Below are 18,135 nucleotides of genomic sequence, written 5' to 3' on the forward strand. Positions count from 1 at the left end.
TGTTTTTGTTGTTGTATGTTTGGTAAATCTTTGGTCTTGTAATGAGCGGGCTGCGTGGGCTGTTCTATTTTAATAACTACCGCTTTATAATTCCCCCCCACGGCAATATAGCCTCGGCACATGCGCGAACTCTTGGTGATCGGTATCGGTGCGGGTGATCCCGACCAGGTGACGGTTCAGGCGATCAAGGCTATGAACAGGGCCGATACGTTCTTCATCATCGGAAAGGGTGACGAGAAGCAGGCTCTGGTCGACTTGCGAACCGGCATCCTCGACGAGCACGTTCACCTCGACTACAAGGTGGTCGAGATCACGGACCCGCCGCGGGACCGAACCCCGACCGATTACGAGGGGGTTGTCGAGGACTGGCACGAGCGTCGGGCCGCGAAATTCGAAGCGGAATTCGCGGCCGAACCTGGCGTCGGAGCGATTCTCGTCTGGGGTGACCCCTCCCTCTACGACAGCACTCTGCGGATCGTCGAGCGGGTGCTCGCTCGCGGGAGAGCGACGTTCGACTACTCCGTCATCCCGGGAATCACCAGCGTGCAGTCGTTGGCCGCACAGCACCGAATCGTCCTCAACCGAATCGGCGAACCCATCCACATCACGACCGGCCGCAAACTGGCCGAGGGATTACCCGACGGCGTGGACAACGCCGTCGTCATGCTCGACGCGCATTGCACCTTCACTCAGGTGGCCGAAGACCATGCCGAAATCTGGTGGGGGGCATACCTCGGAACCGCGGACGAGGAGTTGATTTCCGGCAACCTGCGCGACGTCGAAGATCGGATCGTCGCGCGCCGGGCGGAGCTGCGCGAGAAGCACGGTTGGATCATGGACACGTACCTCGTTCGGCGCTGACACCGACCGCGGATTTGCGGCCTCGATCCTGCGCTCTTGATCCCGAACGACGGTCTGCGCACCTATGATCTGCGCATGACATCGTTCGGGCAGGACCGACTGCAGTCGATTCTGCCCGCTCCGCGTGGCCGTGAAAAATCAGCTGTGAAGTCGGCTTTCGATCTTCTCGTTCAGTGGTATCGGCGTCCTGATCAATTCGACAGTTTCAATCGATACCTCGCCACGAAGGGCCTGGAGCTAGCCGTCCGATTGCTGGTCATCGGTTCCCTGACGACGGTCATCGTTGCGATGACTCTGCTGCGCTTCAGCGACGCGGGCGTGCACAACCACGTCACCAGCGTCGTCAACGCCGTCATCATCGGAGTCACGGTCGCGGTGATCGTGCTCTTCTGCCTTCTGCCCGAAATCACGCGTCGGTGGTCGTACTTTTTTGTCGCCTACTGCGAGGTCGGCGTATTTGTCGGTGTGTTCTTGAACAGTGACCCCTTCATCGGGTTGATCCAGTGCGTGCTCTTGATACTGATCGGTGGGTACATCGCGTATTTTCACAACGCGAGACTCCAGGCGATTCACATCGCCCTGTCCATCGTGGTTCTGGCAGTGGTCGGACGAAAGGTCGCGGTCTACGCGGATCCTGCGTTGGCCACCGCACTGTGTCTGATCATCGCCACCGGGATCGTGGTCATCCCGTTCGCCTGCCAGTTCGTCCTCTCACTTCTCGGCTCCGACGCGGACAGTTCGGATGTGGATCCGTTGACCGGCCTTCTGAATCGGCGCGGGCTGCAGCGAGCTGTTGTCGAAATGGGGGCAACGGGGCATGCGTCGAGCAAGTCGTCGTATGTCGTTGCGATCGTCGATGTCGATTCGTTCAAGAGCGTCAACGACTCGCGGGGGCACGAAGAAGGCGATCTCGTACTTCGTGAGATTGCTGATCGACTGCGGTGGTGCGGCGGTGAGAAGGCGCTCTTCGCCAGATTCGGTGGGGACGAGTTCGTCTTGGTGGACACGATCGACGTCGGTGCAGCGCCCGCATTCGAGGACAATCTGCGAAGGCACCTGCGAATCGACGATCGTGATCCGGCGGTGACGACCAGCGTCGGAGTCGCGATCACCTCTGCCGAATGGTCTTCGATCATTTCCGACGAGGAGTTGACGGAACTGTTTCGAGTAGCAGACGCCTCGATGTACCGCGCGAAGGCCGCCGGCGGCGATCGAGTTGTGATGTGGGACGGCAAACAGTGAGAATTGTCTGATTGCGGGGAGTTGACTGGATTACCCTGACCCTATGGAATCTGCCGAGGGTGTGGAGCGTTCGGACGCCGTCGCGTCTCAACGGCCGCTCTCCGGTCCCGCATTCCGGCTGATCTCTTCTCAACTTGTCGATTGGTATCGGCGTCCGGACCAATTCGACACCTTCAATCGCTATCTCGCGGACAAAGGGTTGACCGTCGCCTCGCGGTTTCTTGTCGTCTGCTCGTTGGTGCTGGTCACGGTGATCATGTTCTTGACTCGCTTCAGTCCACAGGGACCGACCACTCCGCACGCGCGCACCGCGAACGCAGTCATCATCGTCATAACCGTGATGATGGCCGTCGCCCTCTCGACGAGGCGCAACCTCTCCCGTTCCTGGTCATACGCCTTTGTGCTCTATTCGGAAGTGGGAATAGCGGCCGCAATGGCGTTGTATTCCAATCCACTTGCGGCACTGGCCCATGCCGTGATGTTCTCGGTGATCGGTGGATACATCGCGTTCTTCCACAATGCTCGAATACAGAGCCTGCACATGCTGTGGGTATTCGTCGTAGTCATCGGCATTGTGACGCGCATTTCCGTTGTCGAGAACTATTCGGATGTTCCGGTTCTGGTCGCTTTGACAGTTCTCGTCGGCGCCGCGATCTACGTGATCCCCTTTGCCTGTCAGTTCATCTTCTCCATTCTCGGCACCGATGCGTTGAATTCGCAGTTGGACCCACTCACCGGACTACTCAACAGGAGGGGACTGGCCGACGAGGTGCGACTGCTACTGGAGCGGTCGTACGCGAATTCGGCGCTTGTCGTTGTCGCCGCTGTCGACATCGATCGATTCAAGACCATCAACGACGAGTACGGGCACACAGTCGGGGACGCTGTGATCGAGAAGGTCGGATCGAGACTGGTCGAATGCGCCGGCCCGGCGGCCTTGATCGCACGGATCGGCGGCGACGAGTTCATCATCGTCGATTCGGGCGATCAACGCTCGGTCGATCGACTCGAACAAGAACTTCAGCGATCAACGGTCGCTGCTCCCGACCATTCCGAGGTCGCCCTGAGCGTCGGAATCGCGAAGGTCGCAGGTCCTTTCGAATCGCCGGACGATGCACTCATCGCCTATCCCACTTTGCTGCGACGTGCAGATCGCGCGATGTACGCAGCGAAGGCGCGCGGTGGACACTCGGTGGTTCTGCTGACCGAAACGGACTGAGCACACGGTGAGTGTCCGTGGTCGGCGTTAGTCTGATGCCATGCCTGAACTACCCGAGGTGGAAGCGCTGGCAGGGTTCCTTCGTCAGCACGCGGTCGGCGCAGTAGTGGGACGCGTCGATATCGCTGCATTGAGTGTGCTCAAGACCTTCGATCCGCCGATCACGGCTTTGCAAGGGCGTGACGTCACGGGCGCCGCCCGCTTCGGGAAGCATCTGGCTCTGGATTGCGACGGGTTGTGGTTGGTCACGCATCTCTCCCGTGCCGGTTGGATGCGGTGGCTCGATAATCCGTCGCCAACGCCGCCGAAGCCGGGGAAGGGGCCGTTGGCGCTGCGCGTTCATTTCTTCACACCTGAAGGGTTGACGCCGGCGTTCGATCTCACCGAAGCCGGCACCAAGAAGCGCCTCGCCGTGTGGGTGGTGAACGATCCGCAGGAGGTTCCGGGCATCGCCCGGTTGGGGCCGGACGCGATGGCTGTGACAGAAGCTGAGTTCGCAGAGATTCTGGGCGGGACGTCGGCGCGGATCAAGAACTCGATAGTCGATCAGTCGCTGATCGCCGGCATCGGGAACGCCTACTCGGACGAGATCCTCCACACCGCGAAACTATCGCCATTCGCGACCTCGTCGCGGCTGACGCCGGAGCAGATTTCGACGCTGTATGCCGTGATGCGGTCCACGCTGGCCGACGCGATCGAGCGTTCGGAAGGTCAGGACGCGGCGCGGCTCAAAGGTGAGAAACGCTCGGGGATGCGAGTACATGCTCGCACCGGACTTCCCTGTCCGGTGTGCGGTGACGTCGTACGCGAGGTGTCGTTCGCGGAGCGTTCTTTTCAATACTGTGCGACGTGCCAGACAGGCGGTAAGCCGTTGGCGGACAGGCGAATGTCGAAACTGCTCAAGTAGCGAACTGCGCCGCGAGTAGTTCGACGAATTCGCGGGCGAGCGCCGACGAATGGGTGGGTTCGGTAATTGCGTGGACGATCCGATGCGGCGCATCGGTGATCGGAATACAGACCAGTTCGGGATGTAGGGCGCTCATGGACTGGGGGAGCAAACCGACACCCAGGCCGTTGGCGGTCAGTGAACAGATCAGGTCCACCGAGTTGGCTTCGAGCGTTTTTCCGCGTGGGACCTGTGATTCGGCGAAGGCTTGGTCGGTTTGGACACGGGCCTCGCTGCCGGAGGCGAAGTCCACGAGAGTGTGATCCCGTAGGTCTTCGAGTCTGATCGACGAGGCCTGGGCAAAGGGATGGTCGGGAGCAACAAACGCTGCGGTGGGTTCACTCCACAACGGTGCGGCGGCAAAGCTCTTGGGTAAGCGGCCTGCGGCCAATCCGACGATGCCGACGTCGATGGCGCCGGACCGGACTCCTTCGATAACTACTTCACTGCCGTACGGTCGCGCGGTGATGTTGATTGCAGGGTGGCGGCGTGTCAGATCTGCCAGCGCACGGCCGACGTCGACGCGCCCCGCCGAGGTGATGGTGCCGACCGTCAGCCGCACTTGCTCGTTGCTCCGTGCCGAGACATCACTGACCAGTCTCGACACGGCGCCGAGCACCTCACGGGAGCGGGCGACAAAAACCTCCCCGGCAGCAGTCAGGCCGACGTTTCGACTGTTGCGGTTGAACAATTCGACTCCCAGTTCCTTTTCGAGGTCTCTGATCTGGGCACTCAACGCGGACTGTGAAACGTGCAACCGCGCGGCAGCACGGCTGAAGTGTCTGTCTTCCGCGACTGCCAGGGCGTAGCGGATGTGACGTAGTTCCATCGCACCAATCTATCGCTTCTGGAGATAGATCATGCATATCTATCTATTGGACGCACGTCGGTGTTGCCGGTCATGCTTGACGACATGATTTCAAGCGACGCGCGTCCGAGGCTCGGACTACCGATAGTGCTGCTGATGGCTGCAGCGACGGGTCTGTGCGCGGGCGGTAACTACTTCAATCAGCCACTCCTCGATTCCATCTCGGACCACTTGAACGTCTCGGCCTCCGCAGCGGCCGCGACGGTGACCATCGCACAGGTCGCGTATGCACTCGGATTGATACTTCTGGTTCCGGTAGGCGACATGGTCGACCGACGCAAGCTGACGGTAGGGCTCATGCTGCTGGCGGCTACCGGTCAAGCGGTCAGCGGATTTGCGCCCAACTTTGCCACGCTTGCCGTGGGAATCGCAGTGGCAGGGGTCTTTTCGGTTGCTGCACAGGTGCTGATTCCGTTTGCCGCCTCACTGGCCGAACCTGAGCGGTCCGGCCGGGTGGTCGGAACGATCATGAGTGGACTGCTGATCGGAATCCTGTTGGCGCGCAGTGTTGCCGGCGTGCTCTCCGGACTGGGAGGTTGGTCGACGGTCTACAAGGTTGCGGCGGTTCTGATGGTGGTGATGGCCGTGGCATTGTGGCGATCTCTGCCTTCCGATTCCGCCGATCGACCGAAGGCAAGCTACGGCGCAACGCTCGTGTCGGTAGGGAAGTTGGCTGCGACCTTGCCGCGCCTGAGAACTCGATCGGCCATGGGCGGGCTGGCTTTTGCTGCCGTCAGCACAGTCTTCACGACAATGGCCTTTCTTCTCTCCGGCGAATTCGGCTACAGCGATACTCAAATCGGCCTGGTCGGACTACTCGGTGTGGCGGGAGCGTTGATGGCGACCGTGGCGGGCAGACTGGCCGATCGGGGACTGGGTCAGGTGGCGACGGGCGGAGCTATCGCGATTCTGTTGGTCTCGTGGCTTCCGTTTGCCTCCGGTGCCACGCATATAGTGTGGTTTCTTGTTGCCATCGTTCTTGCCGACCTCGCGCTGCAGGGAGTGCACGTCAGCAACCAGAACGTGATCTACGCCCTTGTCCCCGAAGCGCGTTCGCGTGTGAACTCGGTGTACATGACCACCTACTTCGTGGGTGCCGCCGTGGGCTCGGCTGTGGGGTCGATGGTGTGGAAGTCGTACGGCTGGAACGGAGTATGCATCGCCGGGTTGGTCTTCTCGGTTGCAACGGCGTTGGTGTGGATGCACGATCGCCGGCTGGAAAAGACTGAACTGCGAATCCCGGAATCCCTTGTCTCGGTGGGATAGGCACCCGCACCTTCTCGGATCCCCGCACCTGTCAGATTTCGGCGCCTGTCAGATTTCGGTACCGTCCACCAGGATCTTGCCGACGCGTTCGGGATAGAACGACACGTGGTTGTCGATCCCGGACGCTTCGGCGGTGGTGAACGGATAGAACCACGCCAGATCCTCGATCGGTGCGAGTTCGGTTGTGCCGGTGAAGGACAGATACGACGCAGTGCCCTTGTACGGGCAGGCCGTGGTGGTCGGGGACGGCACAAAGTACTCGCTGCGAACGTCGATTCTCGGAATGTAGTACCGCGTGGGCAGTCCGGTTTCGAACAGCAGTCTGGGTCGCGTCGTCTCGGCGACCAGTACGTCGCCGACAAAAACTTGGACGTGTCGGGACGAGGGGAGTGCGTCGATACGTACGTATGGATCGCGGGCGTGGACAAAGACCTGTTGATCCTCCTCGTACCAGGCGTCCATGCGATCCCAATAGAACGCGGCGTACTCACTCAGGTCCAGGGAACCGTCGAACTGTTCAGGGTAGGACCAGACGGCGTCCTCGGCCCGGCGATCCCCGATCTCGATCGTCCAATAGGTGGCGTCGCCTTTCCAGGGGCAATGGGTGGTCGTCGACGTCGGGACGAGGAATTCGGTGCGAACGTCCGCGCGAGGGATGTAGTACATCGGCAGGCGGCCGCGTTCGAAAAGGTACACCGAACGAGTGGTGTCCGCGACGGCGTGACCAGCGAAGAATGCTCGAATGCGGCGGGGGTTCGGCTCCAGTGCGATCCGCCCGTTGGAAGCTGTGATCTGTGTGTCTTCTGCGTGAGTCAGTGCTGTGGACATTCGCGAATGCTCCTGAGATCGGCAGGGTGGTCCTTCCCATCCTGCGCCCGGCAGCAGCTATTTGACAGGTTGGAGTCGAAATACGCGGATCTGGCGCCCGAATGCTCGATCGGCGTAGGTTTCGTACGGTGGCCACGTGGTGGTCGCGAGCTTCCACAACTTCTTACGCGTGGCGCCCTCCGCCAGACTCGCACCGACCGGTATTTCGACGCCCTTCACTGTCACGATTGCGGTGGGATTTGCCATCAAATTGAGTGTCCACGCTGGATGCGTATCCTGCCCCCAGTTGGATCCGACGACGACAAACGCATCGCCGTCGGGTGCGTACAGGAGTGGTGTGGTGCGAGAACGGCCGGTCTTGCGGCCAGTGGTGGTGAGCAGTAGCTGGGTCACCGTGTTCTCGCCGACGAGTGAGAGCTTGCCGCCCGACACTCTCTGCACTGCTCGATCGAGCGGAACCAGATCCTTGCCGAGATCCGAGAACCATTGTGTATGGCCGACATTGCGCATCAATGACCGGTAGATATTGCGCATAGGACCCCTCGGTTTCTCGGCACTGTTTCGAGGCTGGTGCACCTCGACTCGAAAGAGTCTGCCACGTCAGGTCACAGATACCTGAGTCCCAAGGTCCCGAAAGGAATGAAGCGGTCAGCCGAATTCGGTTATGGTGGAGTGGAATTGGGGCATACCTCCGAAACCGTTCGTGTGCGCGCGTTGGATGGCCATTGGAAGGTCAAGCCTCCGAGGTCAAGCCTCCGTGGTCAAGCCCCCGAGGTCAAGCCTCCGAGGTCAAGTCTCTGTGGTCAAGACATCGGGCTCTAGCCATTCGACGCCGAGCAGTTCGGACAGCGACCGCAGACCGGATCGATCACCGCCTTTCAGACCTGTGACCGAATTGAGATTGCGCAACATGACCGTGGCGACGTCCTCTTCCTTGGTGCCCACGCCGAAGGGTATGACCCATGGACACGTCTGGTAGTCGCGGTGTGACCGACCGAATGTCTGTTCTGCCGCGATCCCTGAGTATCGCGGTTGATGAAAGATTCCCGTCCGTGGCAACGAGGACGCGTGAGTGCCGTCGGGGAGTGCTTCGTTGGCGTGGAGCGAGATCGAGGTCGTGACATTGAAGACGATGACCGGTGCATCCCCGCGTTGAAACCGCAGACGTTGACCCTCCTTGTCCGGCACCGCGCCGAACAGTTTTGCCACCGAGATCCCGGCGTCTTCGATCATCTCGACCAGTGGATCGCCTGCCGTGGAGACGAATTCGACGGCCACCAACACCTGCTTGCCTGCCTTGACCTGCGCCTGCGCCCACTGGGCCGTCGATTCGGCGCGGATCATGCCCGCCTTCTGTCGATAGCGCAGAACAAGCGCACGGCCCCGCGCGATGTTGCGGCTCTTGCGGGCCAATCCCATTTCGTAGGCGTACTCGGCCCACTCGGTCTCGTACTCGGCGCGCTGGGCATGCGTGAGGTCGATCGGCATACCGTCGAGCGGAACGGGTCCCCACGGAGTCGGTCGATGAATCATCAAGGGCGGTTTGCTGTTCGACATCCATCCACGCACGGTCTCGAGCGCCTGGGATTGCAGGGTCGCTGATTCCTTCGCCTCTGCGCTCCACGTCCACTTCCCGTAGGACTTGTCCAGCGGAAGGCCGGACTCGACAAGCCTGGCACCCAGGTCGGACCAGTACTCCGAAGGTTCTGAATGCAGCTGCGCAAAAAGCGGCGCCAGGTAACGCTGATCTGCCGGCGTATGTCCCGGTGTTGCTGTCACGGACAGGACGAACGGCGCTTGCTCGTGTGAATTGGAAAAGCGCGCAACCTTCTCGAAGGCAGCTGTGCGCTGTGTGTCGTTGCTGTACAGCTGGGCCTCGTCCGCGATCACCACGCCGAAGGTGTACTTGGGACGGCCGTTTCGCGCGATCAGCTTCTTCAATTGGTCAGGCGACATGATCAGCCAGCGGAATCCGCCGTCGCCCACCGAGGCGATGGAATAGCGCCAATGCGGAATGGTGATCTGTGCGGGTCGATCGACGAGGACGAGGATGTTGGTTTCGCCGCGTTCCTCGGCAATCGTCTTGGCCGACATCACTGCGATCAGCGTCTTACCCAGGCCGGCATTGTCTGCCAACAGAAATCCGCGTTTGCCGGCCCGAGCAGCGTCGACGACGGCCGCAGCCCCCGAAACCTGCTCGGGCCGAGGAATTTTGGGTGCAGCAACCGGGCGTTCGCCGGTGCTGTCATTGATGTCGTCCTCGACCCACTGCTGATACGAGAAGGGGAGTGCCTTGAACGGAGCGAGTTCTACAGGCAACTCCGTGCCGACCCACGCGTAGCTCTTCCATTTCTTGACGAACTGCGCACCAGGCGCCGGCGTCCGAAAGGGTACGTCGAGAAGCCAGACTCGTTCGCCCGGAGCGGATGTCGGAACGTCGGGCATCACAGCGCGTGATCGTTTCTTTGCGACAGTCTTCTTTGCGGCGGTCTTTTTGGTTGCACTCTTCTTGGGAGCAGCCTTCTTCGGTGCAGCCTTCTTTGCGGCAGCCTTGCGTGCCGTGGTTGCTTTGCGTGGTGGCATCAGGCGGTTTCTGCTGTGAGGAATTCACGCAGCGTGAGCGCAGGCCGGCCGACAAGGTCCTCCACGGTGCTCGTGATCATCGCCAATTCACCCTGCGCGATTGCGGTGTACGTCGACACCCAAGCATCGAGCTCCCAAGCGGGTGCGTTGTACGACGCCCGCGACTCGTAGGCTTCCTCGAGCGTTTCCTCGACGTACGTGGTCCGCTTGCCGGTGACCTGGGTGATGATGCTCGCGGCCTCGGAGAGCGTCAGTGCCTCGCGTCCGGTCAGGTTGTACGTCTGTCCGACATGAGAATCCAGATCCTGCAGAACCGACACAGCGACGGCAGCAATGTCGGACCGCGCTACTGCGCCGACAAGACCGTCACCTGCGGGGCCGCGGATCACACCGTCTTCACCGGCGAGAGCGGGTAGGAAATCGAGGTAGAAGCTGTCGCGCAGGAAGGTGAATGCGAGTCCGGAAGCGCGGATATGTTCCTCGGTGACCCAGTGATCGCGAGCGAGCGTGAACGTCGCGTCCGGAGCGGCACCGAGGAAAGACGTGTAGACGATGTGCCTGACCCCGGCCTCCGCTGCGGCGTCGATGAAGGTGCGGTGCTGATCCAGACGATCTGCGCTTTCGGCCGCCGAGACCATGAAGAGGGTGTCGATTCCGGCCAGAGCCGCGAGAGCGCTCTCCTGATCCCCGTACGTAGTCTCGGCCGAATCGGCACCGGGGAGCTGCGGTAATCGGTTGACCGAACGCGCGATCAGCCGCTGCGGGACACCGGCGTCGGCCAACGACCGGGCCACCAGTCCGCCGATATGACCGGTAGCGCCGGTGACGGCGATCCTCGCAGACCGTGAATCTACGGACATGGTGCCCCTCCTTCGGTCGGTGTGCATCCCATCTTGCCGGAACCCACTCCCACGTCAGGTCACGACGCGACGATTACACCGCGAGCCACCGACAGAGCGTCGGACAAAGCTGTTCTGGTGTTGTCGTCGAGGGGCAGCAGGGGCCGGCGGGGAAGGCCGGCGTCGACGCCGAGAAATTCCATCCCGGCTTTGACCGTCGACGGCAGTCCGCGACTGACGAGGACCTTCAGTAGTGGCTCGATTTGTTCGAACACAGCGGCGGCACCCGACCGATCACCGGATTCGAGTAGACGCCAGAAGTGCACCACCTGTTCGGGGGCCAGACACGGGGCTGCCGTGCACCATCCGCTTGCACCGGCAGAGAAAGATTGCAGTGCAAGAGGATTGCTGCCGTTGAAGAAGGGAATCGTGCCACCGCTCAGTTCGTTGATGCGGTTCATGCGGGTGATGTCGCCGGTGGATTCCTTGATCATCGTGATGCCGTCGACGGTGGAGACGAGGTCGACGAGAAACTCCGGCGACATGTCGATCCCTGTGGTCGCGGGATTGTTGTAGATCATCGTGGGAATGTCGACGGAATCGGCGACCGCACTGACGTGTTCACGAATCTCCTGCTCACCCAGATGCCAGTACGACGTGGGGAGGATCATCATCGCGTCGGCGCCGGCGTGTGCCGCGATCGATGCTCGGCGGAGTGCTCCCGCCGTCGTCAGATCCGACACTCCGACGACGGTGGGGACTCGTCGGTCGACGTAGTCGACAGTTTCCCGGGCGACCGACTCCCATTCGGCGTCGTCGAGATAGGCGCTCTCGCCGGTGCTGCCGAGTGGCGCTATCGCGTCGACACCACTGCTGATCATGCTGTCGAGGAGCGTGTGTAGCGGCTTGGGATCGAATGCTCCGGTGTCCCGGTCGAACGGGGTGATGGGGTAGGCGACGATTCCCTTGATTGTGCTGCTCATGGGGTTCTCTGTTCTGTTGGTGGGAAACGAAATTCAGTTGGTCAGTGCGTCGGGATGATTGCGGAGAGCCCGACGGGCGTAGTACGCGAAGTTCGCCTCGCTGCGCCGAGGGGTCAGTGTCCAATCGTGAGCCTCCTTCGCCAGGCGAGGCGGTAGCGGCTTGATGTCGCCGGCAGCCATTGCCAGCAACTGCAGCCGCGCGGCCCGCTCGATCAGATGCCCGAGGGAGCATGCTTCTTCGACCGTGTTGCCGACGACGAGTTGGCCGTGGTGGGCGAGCAGAATTGCCCGCTTGTCGCCGAGCGCAGCCGAAATGATCTCGCCCTCTTCGTTTCCCACGGGAACTCCGGGCCAGTCGGCGAGAAATGCGCAGTCGTCGTAGAGGGGCGCGATGTCCATTTGGGAGACGACGAGGGGAATCTCGAGCATCGACAACGCCGTCGCGTGCAGTGGGTGTGTGTGGACGACGCAGTTGACGTCGGGTCGGGCGCGGTAGATCCAACTGTGGAACCTGTTGGCGGGGTTCGGCATGCCCTCCCCGTCGAGGACTTCGAGGTCCTCGTTGACGAGCAGGAGGTTGTCCTCGGTGATCTCGTCGAACCCGAGGCCGAGTCGCTGGGTGACAAACGTGCCAGGCTGCTCACCGCGGGCGGAGATCTGGCCGGCGAGACCGGAATCGTGGCCGGCGTCCGACAGTGCGCGGCAGGTCAGTGCGATCTTCTGTCGAAGTGTCCAACTGCCTGTGGTTACTTCGGTGAGCATTTTCGTCTCGGCGGTGGCCATGAGTTCTTGCTTGCTCGCATGCATTGTATCGGTCATGGGGTGTGCCTTTCTCGGGGCCCGGAATCAATGACATTCAGTCACCTATAGGACACAAAGTGTCATATAGGACGGAAATGTGCAACCCTCAGTGCGAGCGGCGGTGATCGTCGCAGGTCAATGTGTTGGTAGGGTGATGACACAAAGTCTCGTGAGGGGAATCGAATGGCAGCGTTTTTGCGAACACATCGGCGTCGCGCCGGTCTGACGCTCGAGGGCTTGGCCGAGCAGACCGGTCTGACGAAGAGCTATCTCTCGAAGGTCGAGCGGGGTATCAGTACCCCGTCGATCGCGGTGGCGCTCAAAATTGCACGGGTGCTCGATGCCGATGTGGGACAACTGTTCTCGGACAGTATGGAGGGCAATGCCATGACGATCGTGCGCGCCAAGGACCGCGTGATCGACCCGGCTTCCTCCGTGCAGTCTTCCGTCTACGATCCGATCGCGCCCTCCATGGTCGGAAAGGCCATGCAGCCGTTCGTGGTTCATCCGGCGTCGGTGATGGGTCCCAAGTTCATGGACCACACGGGAGAGGAGTTCGTGTTCGTGCACTCCGGATCCGTAGAATTCGAAATCCCCGGACAGACGATGCACCTCGACGCCGGCGACAGCCTGTATTTCGACGCGAATACGCCACACCGGATGCGATCGGTGTCGGCGGATCGTGCGGTGGTGCTGGTTGTCGTCTACGACAAGCCTTCGACTGGATCACCCAGCGGTGACTCACTGGAAGCGCACTGCGGGGTGAGCAGATGACCCTGGGGATCGACACGACACTGACGCTGCTCGCGGCCGGTCTGATCTTCCTTCTCTCCCTGTGCCTGGGAATCTGGAAGTACCGACAGATGGCCACCTCGGATAATCACCTCGCCCATCCGTATGTCGACATCGCCCACCGCGCTGCCCTGATGTACTCGTTTGCGACGCTGCTGATCGCGGTGTTCGTCGAACTCAGTGCGTGGCCGACGTGGATCAACCTGACCAGTGCCGCAGTGGTCGTGTTCTTCTTTCTCGCAGCGATTTTCAGCTACATCGCTCACGGTGCGATGAAGGACACCGACAATCAGTTCGAGTCCGCCGGTCCGCCCCTGCACCTCGGAATGTTCCTGCTGATTCTCGGTGAGGTGGGCGGATTCGCGGTCCTGCTCGCAGGTTTCGTGAAAGGTCAGTTCTTCTGACCGGGCTTCAGCGTCGGTGCTCGTAGCCGATCCAGGCGCGTCGACGCTCACCCATCGGGTCGTTCTCCACTCTGGACGTCTCGTCGAAGATCATCGTTTGCCGCTCCGGGACGGAGTAGGCGGGCCAATCCTGGTCCGGCACTCCGTGTCGGGCGAAATGGATCCAGTGGCGCTGCACGGTGGAGGTCACCGCGGCCAGTCCGCGACGTCCACCGACCGCGGTCAAGGCCGCGGTGAGTGCATCCGAACGGCCGAAGACCGCAAGCAATTCGGTGGCATGGGTAGCGCCCATGCCGATGAGTCTGAGCAGGCGAGGCGCAAAATCGTAGCGGTAACTGTAGGTAGGAGCTACCTGGCAATGGCCCTGTGCGCACAGTATTGCCGGTTCCCAGAAGGTGATGTCGCCGCCGAGATCGGCGGCAGCGAAACGATGCGGATACGTGGGATACGCCGCGAGCGCACGTGCTTTCACTTCAGGGGTGGTGTGGGAGAACATCTTCTCGATCCGAACCGGGTTGGTAGGCAAGATGTCGAGAACGCGCGGAAAGATCCGCCCCTCATGGAGATTCGAACCGACGAGCAGCGGAACGGGGTGGGCCCGTCCGGCGGCGAACACGTCGAGCGGGTGTTCGGGAAGAATGTCGTCACCCACTACAGGGGCGAATGCCCGTGTTCCGGGTTCTTCGTCCGCGCCGCGTCGCGCAAGTTCTTCGCCGGCGTCGACCAGTTCCTTCACCGAAGCGGAGCGCAGCCACGAGGCAGGATCGGTTTCCGGTGCGTCTGCGATCTCGAGGAACTCGCGCGCCCATCGCTGCGCTCGATCCTTTCCGTATGCCGAAGCAGCCGGCGGACTTTGAGCAATGGCCCGAGCGAACAACCCTCGGGCCGCGGGCGTTGCCATCAGAGTGGTGACAGCGTTGGCGCCGGACGATTCACCGAAGACGGTGACGGCGTTCGGGTCGCCACCGAAGGAGGCGATGTTGCGCTGGACCCACGTCAGCGCGGCGATCTGATCGCGCAATCCGAGGTTCGTGTCGAATGATTGTTCAGCAGTGGAATACTCACTGAAATCGAGGTAGCCCAACGCGCCGAGACGATATTGGATCGAGACGTAGACGATGTCGCCACGTTCGACCAGGCTCGTTCCGCGGTACATGGGCGTCGACGGATTCCCGCCGTTGTACGCGCCGCCGTGAATGAAGACCATGACCGGTCGCAACGAATCCGACGGTACCTGCGGGGCCACGACATTGACGAAGAGTGAGTTCTCGTCGAAGTTGCTCTTGCGCTGCGGAGACGGAGAGCCGAATGCTTCCGCCGGGCGGACACCATTCCAAGCCTCGACCGGCTGTGGTGCGCGAAATCTCCAGCGGCCGGTCGGGGCCGCTGCGTAGGGGATTGCTCGCCAGGTGCGCAGTCCTCGATCGAGGCGCCCGCGTACGACCCCGGAATCGAGAGTGATCTCGAGGGGGCTCGTCACGGTAGGGAGATGTCGGTGCCGTGGCTACGGTAACCGCTGTATCCCGACCAGGCCAAGCGTTGTTCACGTCTGGGATCGTTCTCGACGCGGACGATCTCGTCGAAGATCATGGTCCTACGCTCCTGCGCGTCGTAACGCGGCCACGACCCACGCGGCGAGCCGTGCTTGGCGAAGTGAAGCCAGTGTCCCTGAACAGATTCGGTGACTGCGCGCAGTCCGCGCCGACCGCCGGGAAGGGTGAGGCCGCGCCCGACAAGGGTGTCGCCGATACCGAAGACCGCGAACATCTCGAAACCGTGAGTGGCGTCGAGGCCGAGCCAACGCATCATGGTCGGCGCGAAGTCGAATCGGTAGGCGTACGTCGGCGCCGATTGTGCGTGAGCCTGCATCAACTCCACTGAAGGGTGCCAGAACGTGACGTCTCCACCGACATCGATCGCGGACTGCTCGTCGGGATAGCCGGGATAGGTTGCGAGGATGCGCTTTCCGGCCTCGGGATCGGTGAGAGCGAACATGGTGTCGATGCGCGACGGGTTGGTCGGGAGTGCGTCGAGCACCTTCGGGAACAGCGTTCCCTCCCGTCTGTTGGTGCCGATGATCATCGGCACCTGGTGTGCCGATCCTTCATTGAATGCGTCCAAGGGGGAGCGCGGCAGGAAGTCGCCGTCGACGACCGGACCGAAGGGATGTAGTCCAGGCGTGTTCGCCAGTACCTCGGCACCGAGTCTGCTGCCTGCTCGGCCCAATTCGACGGCAGTCGCCGAGGTCAAAGCCTTCGCGGGCGGTAGACCGGAATTGAGGATCTCGACGAAACGCGCGCCCCAGGCGTGCGATCGCTGCGTGCTCGAGACCAGATCAGGAGCCGAACTCTCGGCGATCGCACCAGCGAACAGTCCTTTGGCAGCCGGAGTAGCCATCAAGGTGGTGACGGCAGTGGCTCCGGCGGATTCACCGAAGATCGTGACTTTTTCAGGATCCCCACCGAAGGCAGCGATATTGCGCTGCACCCATTGCAGGGCCGCGACCTGATCGCGCAGTCCGAGGTTGGAATCGAATGCCCGCTCGGCCGTGGAGAAGGGTGTGAAATCGAGGTACCCCAGAGCACCGAGGCGGTAGTTGATCGAGACGTAGACGATGTCGCCGCGTTCGACGAGGGACGCACCGGAGTACAAGCCGGTAGCCGAGGTCCCGATGGTGTTTGCCCCACCGTGGATGAAGACCATGACCGGAAGCGGGGTGTTACCGGCGTTCGCTGGAGCGAGCACGTTGAGTGTCAGACAGTCCTCGCTGCTCGGCTGGTACTTCCCGGGCGAAAGCAGCAGCCCCTTCTTGTGCTGGACCGAGGCGTCGCCGAACCTGGTCGCGTCGCGTTCTCCGGTCCATGGTGTGACCGGCTGTGGCCGCGTCAGACGCAGTGTTCCGACCGGCGGCCGGGCGTAGGGAATTCCGCGCCAGGCACGAAGTTTTCCCACCCGGCGGCCGCGTAGGGTGCCGTCGGCCGTGGTCACAAGTATGTCGGACGCCATGTCGCGACTATACGTACTTCGGGATCGCGTCAGCGGCGAGCCTCCAGCAATCGAAGCCAGACCTCACTGACCGTCGGATACGAGGGCACCGCATGCCAGAGAGTTTCGAGTGGGACGGCGCCGACGACCGCGATTGTCGCCGCGTGCACCAGTTCGGATACTTCGGGCCCGGCAAAAGTAGCGCCGAGGATCACGTCGGTGGCCTTGTCGATGACCAACTTCGCGCGCCCGGAGTAGTCGTCGCGCAGCAGCGAGGATCCTGCGACGGCCAGTTCGATCTCCACGACTTCGACGTCGTAGCCGTCGTCGCGAGCTTTCTTCTCGGTGCGTCCCACCCAGGCGATCTCGGGTGAGGTGAACACCACCTGGGGGACCTGTCCGTTGTCCGCCGACGCCGTGTACCGAGGTCCCCTGAGTCCGCGGCTCTCGGCCCGCGCGGCGATGACGTCTCCGCAGACTCTCGCCTGATACTTGCCCATGTGGGTGAGGGGAGAGCGACCGTTGATGTCGCCGACGGCGTAGAGCCACTCACCTTGGGCACAGAGGTGATCGTCAGTGGTGACGTACTTGCCATCCTCGAGGCCGATGACGGACAAGCCGAGATCGGCCGATGTCGGCCCGCGGCCCGCCGCGACGATGACCTCGTCGACCTCGATCACACCGGAAGAGGTCTCGATGCTGACGGGTCCACCGTGGATGTGGCCCTCACCGGTGTCCTTGGCGTCGGGTCGCGACACCGAGTTGACGGCGGTGCTCAGTCGAACGTCGACGCCGCGGGCGCCGAGTGCTTCGGCAACCATCGTTCCGGCAAACGGTTCTGCCGATTTCAACAGAGCATCGCCTCTCACGAGCAGTGTCACGTGAGCGCCGAACGACGACAACCACGTTGCGCACTCCGTTGCGACGACTCCGCCGCCGATGACCGCCACCCGCGACGGAACCTCGTGGAGATTGGTCGCATCGCGCGACGTCCACGGGAGTGCTTCACGCAACCCCGGCGTCTTCGGGACAGTGGCAGTTGTGCCCGTGGCGAGTACAACGGCTTGGCGGGCGCGGAGCTTACGGGTCCCGTCGACGGTCACAGCGCGCTCGCCGTCGATCACCCCGTGGCCTTTGATCACGGTGATTCCCGCGGAGGTGGCCCAGTCGACCTGGGACGAATCGTCGTGGTTGTGGGTGAACGAGTCGCGGCGTTTCAGGACGGCCTCGACGTCCAGCGGTCCGGCCGGGATCCCGGGCAAAGCGTCGGCCGCCTCGAGGACCTGCCCCGGGCGCAGTAGCGCCTTGCTGGGCATACAGGCCCAATACGAGCATTCACCGCCGACCAGTTCGTGTTCCACGATTGCGGCGGTGCGATTACTTTCGGCGATGGCGTACGCGGCGGCGTTCTCGCCGGCGGGCCCACCGCCGATCACGATGACATCGAATTCGTCGGTCATGGCTCCACGGTATGTCGGATCGGTCCGAGTTCGCTCGGTTACCGCCGGGTACGAGAAC

General features: G+C 62.0%; 17 protein-coding genes. 7 read left to right on the forward strand and 10 right to left on the reverse strand.

The features are described 5' to 3' along the window. Window positions 1-120: 120 nt before the first annotated feature. The 4 genes from cobF to R4P70_RS07675 all read left to right on the forward strand — a co-directional run bounded on the left by cobF (window position 121) and on the right by R4P70_RS07675 (window position 4,229). Complete coding sequence (cobF, locus tag R4P70_RS07660) at window positions 121-861, forward strand: precorrin-6A synthase (deacetylating) (protein ID WP_019744783.1); 741 nt, start codon at window positions 121-123, stop codon at window positions 859-861. A gap of 75 nt (window positions 862-936) precedes the next feature. Then, on the forward strand, window positions 937-2,103 hold the full coding sequence (locus tag R4P70_RS07665; protein ID WP_024487188.1) for a GGDEF domain-containing protein: 1,167 nt from the start codon (window positions 937-939) through the stop codon (window positions 2,101-2,103). Between the two features lie 43 nt (window positions 2,104-2,146). Then, on the forward strand, window positions 2,147-3,322 hold the full coding sequence (locus tag R4P70_RS07670; RefSeq protein WP_317830625.1) for a GGDEF domain-containing protein: 1,176 nt from the start codon (window positions 2,147-2,149) through the stop codon (window positions 3,320-3,322). A gap of 40 nt (window positions 3,323-3,362) precedes the next feature. Continuing rightward, complete coding sequence (locus R4P70_RS07675; protein WP_019744780.1) at window positions 3,363-4,229, forward strand: Fpg/Nei family DNA glycosylase; 867 nt, start codon at window positions 3,363-3,365, stop codon at window positions 4,227-4,229. Here R4P70_RS07675 and R4P70_RS07680 read toward each other — a convergent pair. Continuing rightward, window positions 4,222-5,097 carry a LysR family transcriptional regulator gene (locus R4P70_RS07680; RefSeq protein WP_019744779.1) on the reverse strand — a complete coding sequence of 292 codons (876 nt, stop codon included), beginning with the start codon at window positions 5,095-5,097 and terminating at the stop codon, window positions 4,222-4,224. The genes R4P70_RS07675 and R4P70_RS07680 overlap by 8 nt on opposite strands. A 72-nt stretch (window positions 5,098-5,169) precedes the next feature. On the opposite strand from R4P70_RS07680, the gene R4P70_RS07685 reads away from it, so the two are divergent. Then, window positions 5,170-6,402 carry an MFS transporter gene (locus R4P70_RS07685; RefSeq protein ID WP_021332286.1) on the forward strand — a complete coding sequence of 411 codons (1,233 nt, stop codon included), beginning with the start codon at window positions 5,170-5,172 and terminating at the stop codon, window positions 6,400-6,402. A gap of 48 nt (window positions 6,403-6,450) precedes the next feature. On the opposite strand, the gene R4P70_RS07690 is transcribed toward R4P70_RS07685, so the two are convergent. From R4P70_RS07690 to R4P70_RS07715, 6 genes are all read right to left on the reverse strand, one after another. Beyond that, window positions 6,451-7,230, reverse strand: coding sequence for a DUF427 domain-containing protein (locus R4P70_RS07690; protein WP_019744777.1), 780 nt, complete (start codon window positions 7,228-7,230; stop codon window positions 6,451-6,453). Between the two features lie 57 nt (window positions 7,231-7,287). Further along, window positions 7,288-7,764 carry a nitroreductase/quinone reductase family protein gene (locus tag R4P70_RS07695; protein ID WP_019744776.1) on the reverse strand — a complete coding sequence of 159 codons (477 nt, stop codon included), beginning with the start codon at window positions 7,762-7,764 and terminating at the stop codon, window positions 7,288-7,290. Between the two features lie 255 nt (window positions 7,765-8,019). Next, window positions 8,020-9,813, reverse strand: coding sequence for a DEAD/DEAH box helicase family protein (locus R4P70_RS07700; RefSeq protein ID WP_020970369.1), 1,794 nt, complete (start codon window positions 9,811-9,813; stop codon window positions 8,020-8,022). Then, window positions 9,813-10,673, reverse strand: coding sequence for an SDR family oxidoreductase (locus R4P70_RS07705; RefSeq protein ID WP_317830626.1), 861 nt, complete (start codon window positions 10,671-10,673; stop codon window positions 9,813-9,815). The genes R4P70_RS07700 and R4P70_RS07705 overlap by 1 nt, the downstream gene beginning before the upstream one ends. A gap of 59 nt (window positions 10,674-10,732) precedes the next feature. Further along, a complete protein-coding gene (locus R4P70_RS07710; RefSeq protein ID WP_317830627.1) occupies window positions 10,733-11,635 on the reverse strand; it encodes a dihydrodipicolinate synthase family protein in 903 nt (300 codons plus the stop codon). A 33-nt stretch (window positions 11,636-11,668) separates the two neighbouring features. Continuing rightward, on the reverse strand, window positions 11,669-12,454 hold the full coding sequence (locus R4P70_RS07715; protein ID WP_317830628.1) for an aldolase: 786 nt from the start codon (window positions 12,452-12,454) through the stop codon (window positions 11,669-11,671). A 165-nt stretch (window positions 12,455-12,619) separates the two neighbouring features. Here R4P70_RS07715 and R4P70_RS07720 point away from each other — a divergent pair, with 165 nt between their 5' ends. Then, window positions 12,620-13,210, forward strand: a complete 591-nt coding sequence (locus R4P70_RS07720) for a helix-turn-helix domain-containing protein (protein ID WP_019744771.1) — start codon at window positions 12,620-12,622, stop codon at window positions 13,208-13,210. Continuing rightward, the gene (locus R4P70_RS07725) at window positions 13,207-13,632 is read left to right on the forward strand and encodes a hypothetical protein (RefSeq protein ID WP_003946354.1); all 426 of its coding nucleotides are present in this window, start codon (window positions 13,207-13,209) and stop codon (window positions 13,630-13,632) included. The genes R4P70_RS07720 and R4P70_RS07725 overlap by 4 nt, the downstream gene beginning before the upstream one ends. Window positions 13,633-13,639: 7 nt before the next feature. On the opposite strand, the gene R4P70_RS07730 is transcribed toward R4P70_RS07725, so the two are convergent. The 3 genes from R4P70_RS07730 to R4P70_RS07740 are packed head-to-tail and all read right to left on the reverse strand — an operon-like array spanning window position 13,640 to window position 18,077. Next, a complete protein-coding gene (locus tag R4P70_RS07730; protein ID WP_020908661.1) occupies window positions 13,640-15,112 on the reverse strand; it encodes a carboxylesterase/lipase family protein in 1,473 nt (490 codons plus the stop codon). Beyond that, window positions 15,109-16,638: a carboxylesterase/lipase family protein gene (locus R4P70_RS07735; RefSeq protein ID WP_113683233.1), complete on the reverse strand. Its 1,530-nt coding sequence runs from the start codon at window positions 16,636-16,638 to the stop codon at window positions 15,109-15,111. Before R4P70_RS07735 ends, R4P70_RS07730 begins: the two co-directional genes overlap by 4 nt. Window positions 16,639-16,667: 29 nt before the next feature. After that, a complete protein-coding gene (locus tag R4P70_RS07740; protein ID WP_317830629.1) occupies window positions 16,668-18,077 on the reverse strand; it encodes an NAD(P)/FAD-dependent oxidoreductase in 1,410 nt (469 codons plus the stop codon). Window positions 18,078-18,135: the final 58 nt, after the last annotated feature.

It is taken from the genome of Rhodococcus sp. IEGM 1241 (genome assembly GCF_033142365.1).
In the GTDB taxonomy this organism is placed as follows: domain Bacteria; phylum Actinomycetota; class Actinomycetes; order Mycobacteriales; family Mycobacteriaceae; genus Rhodococcus_F; species Rhodococcus_F erythropolis.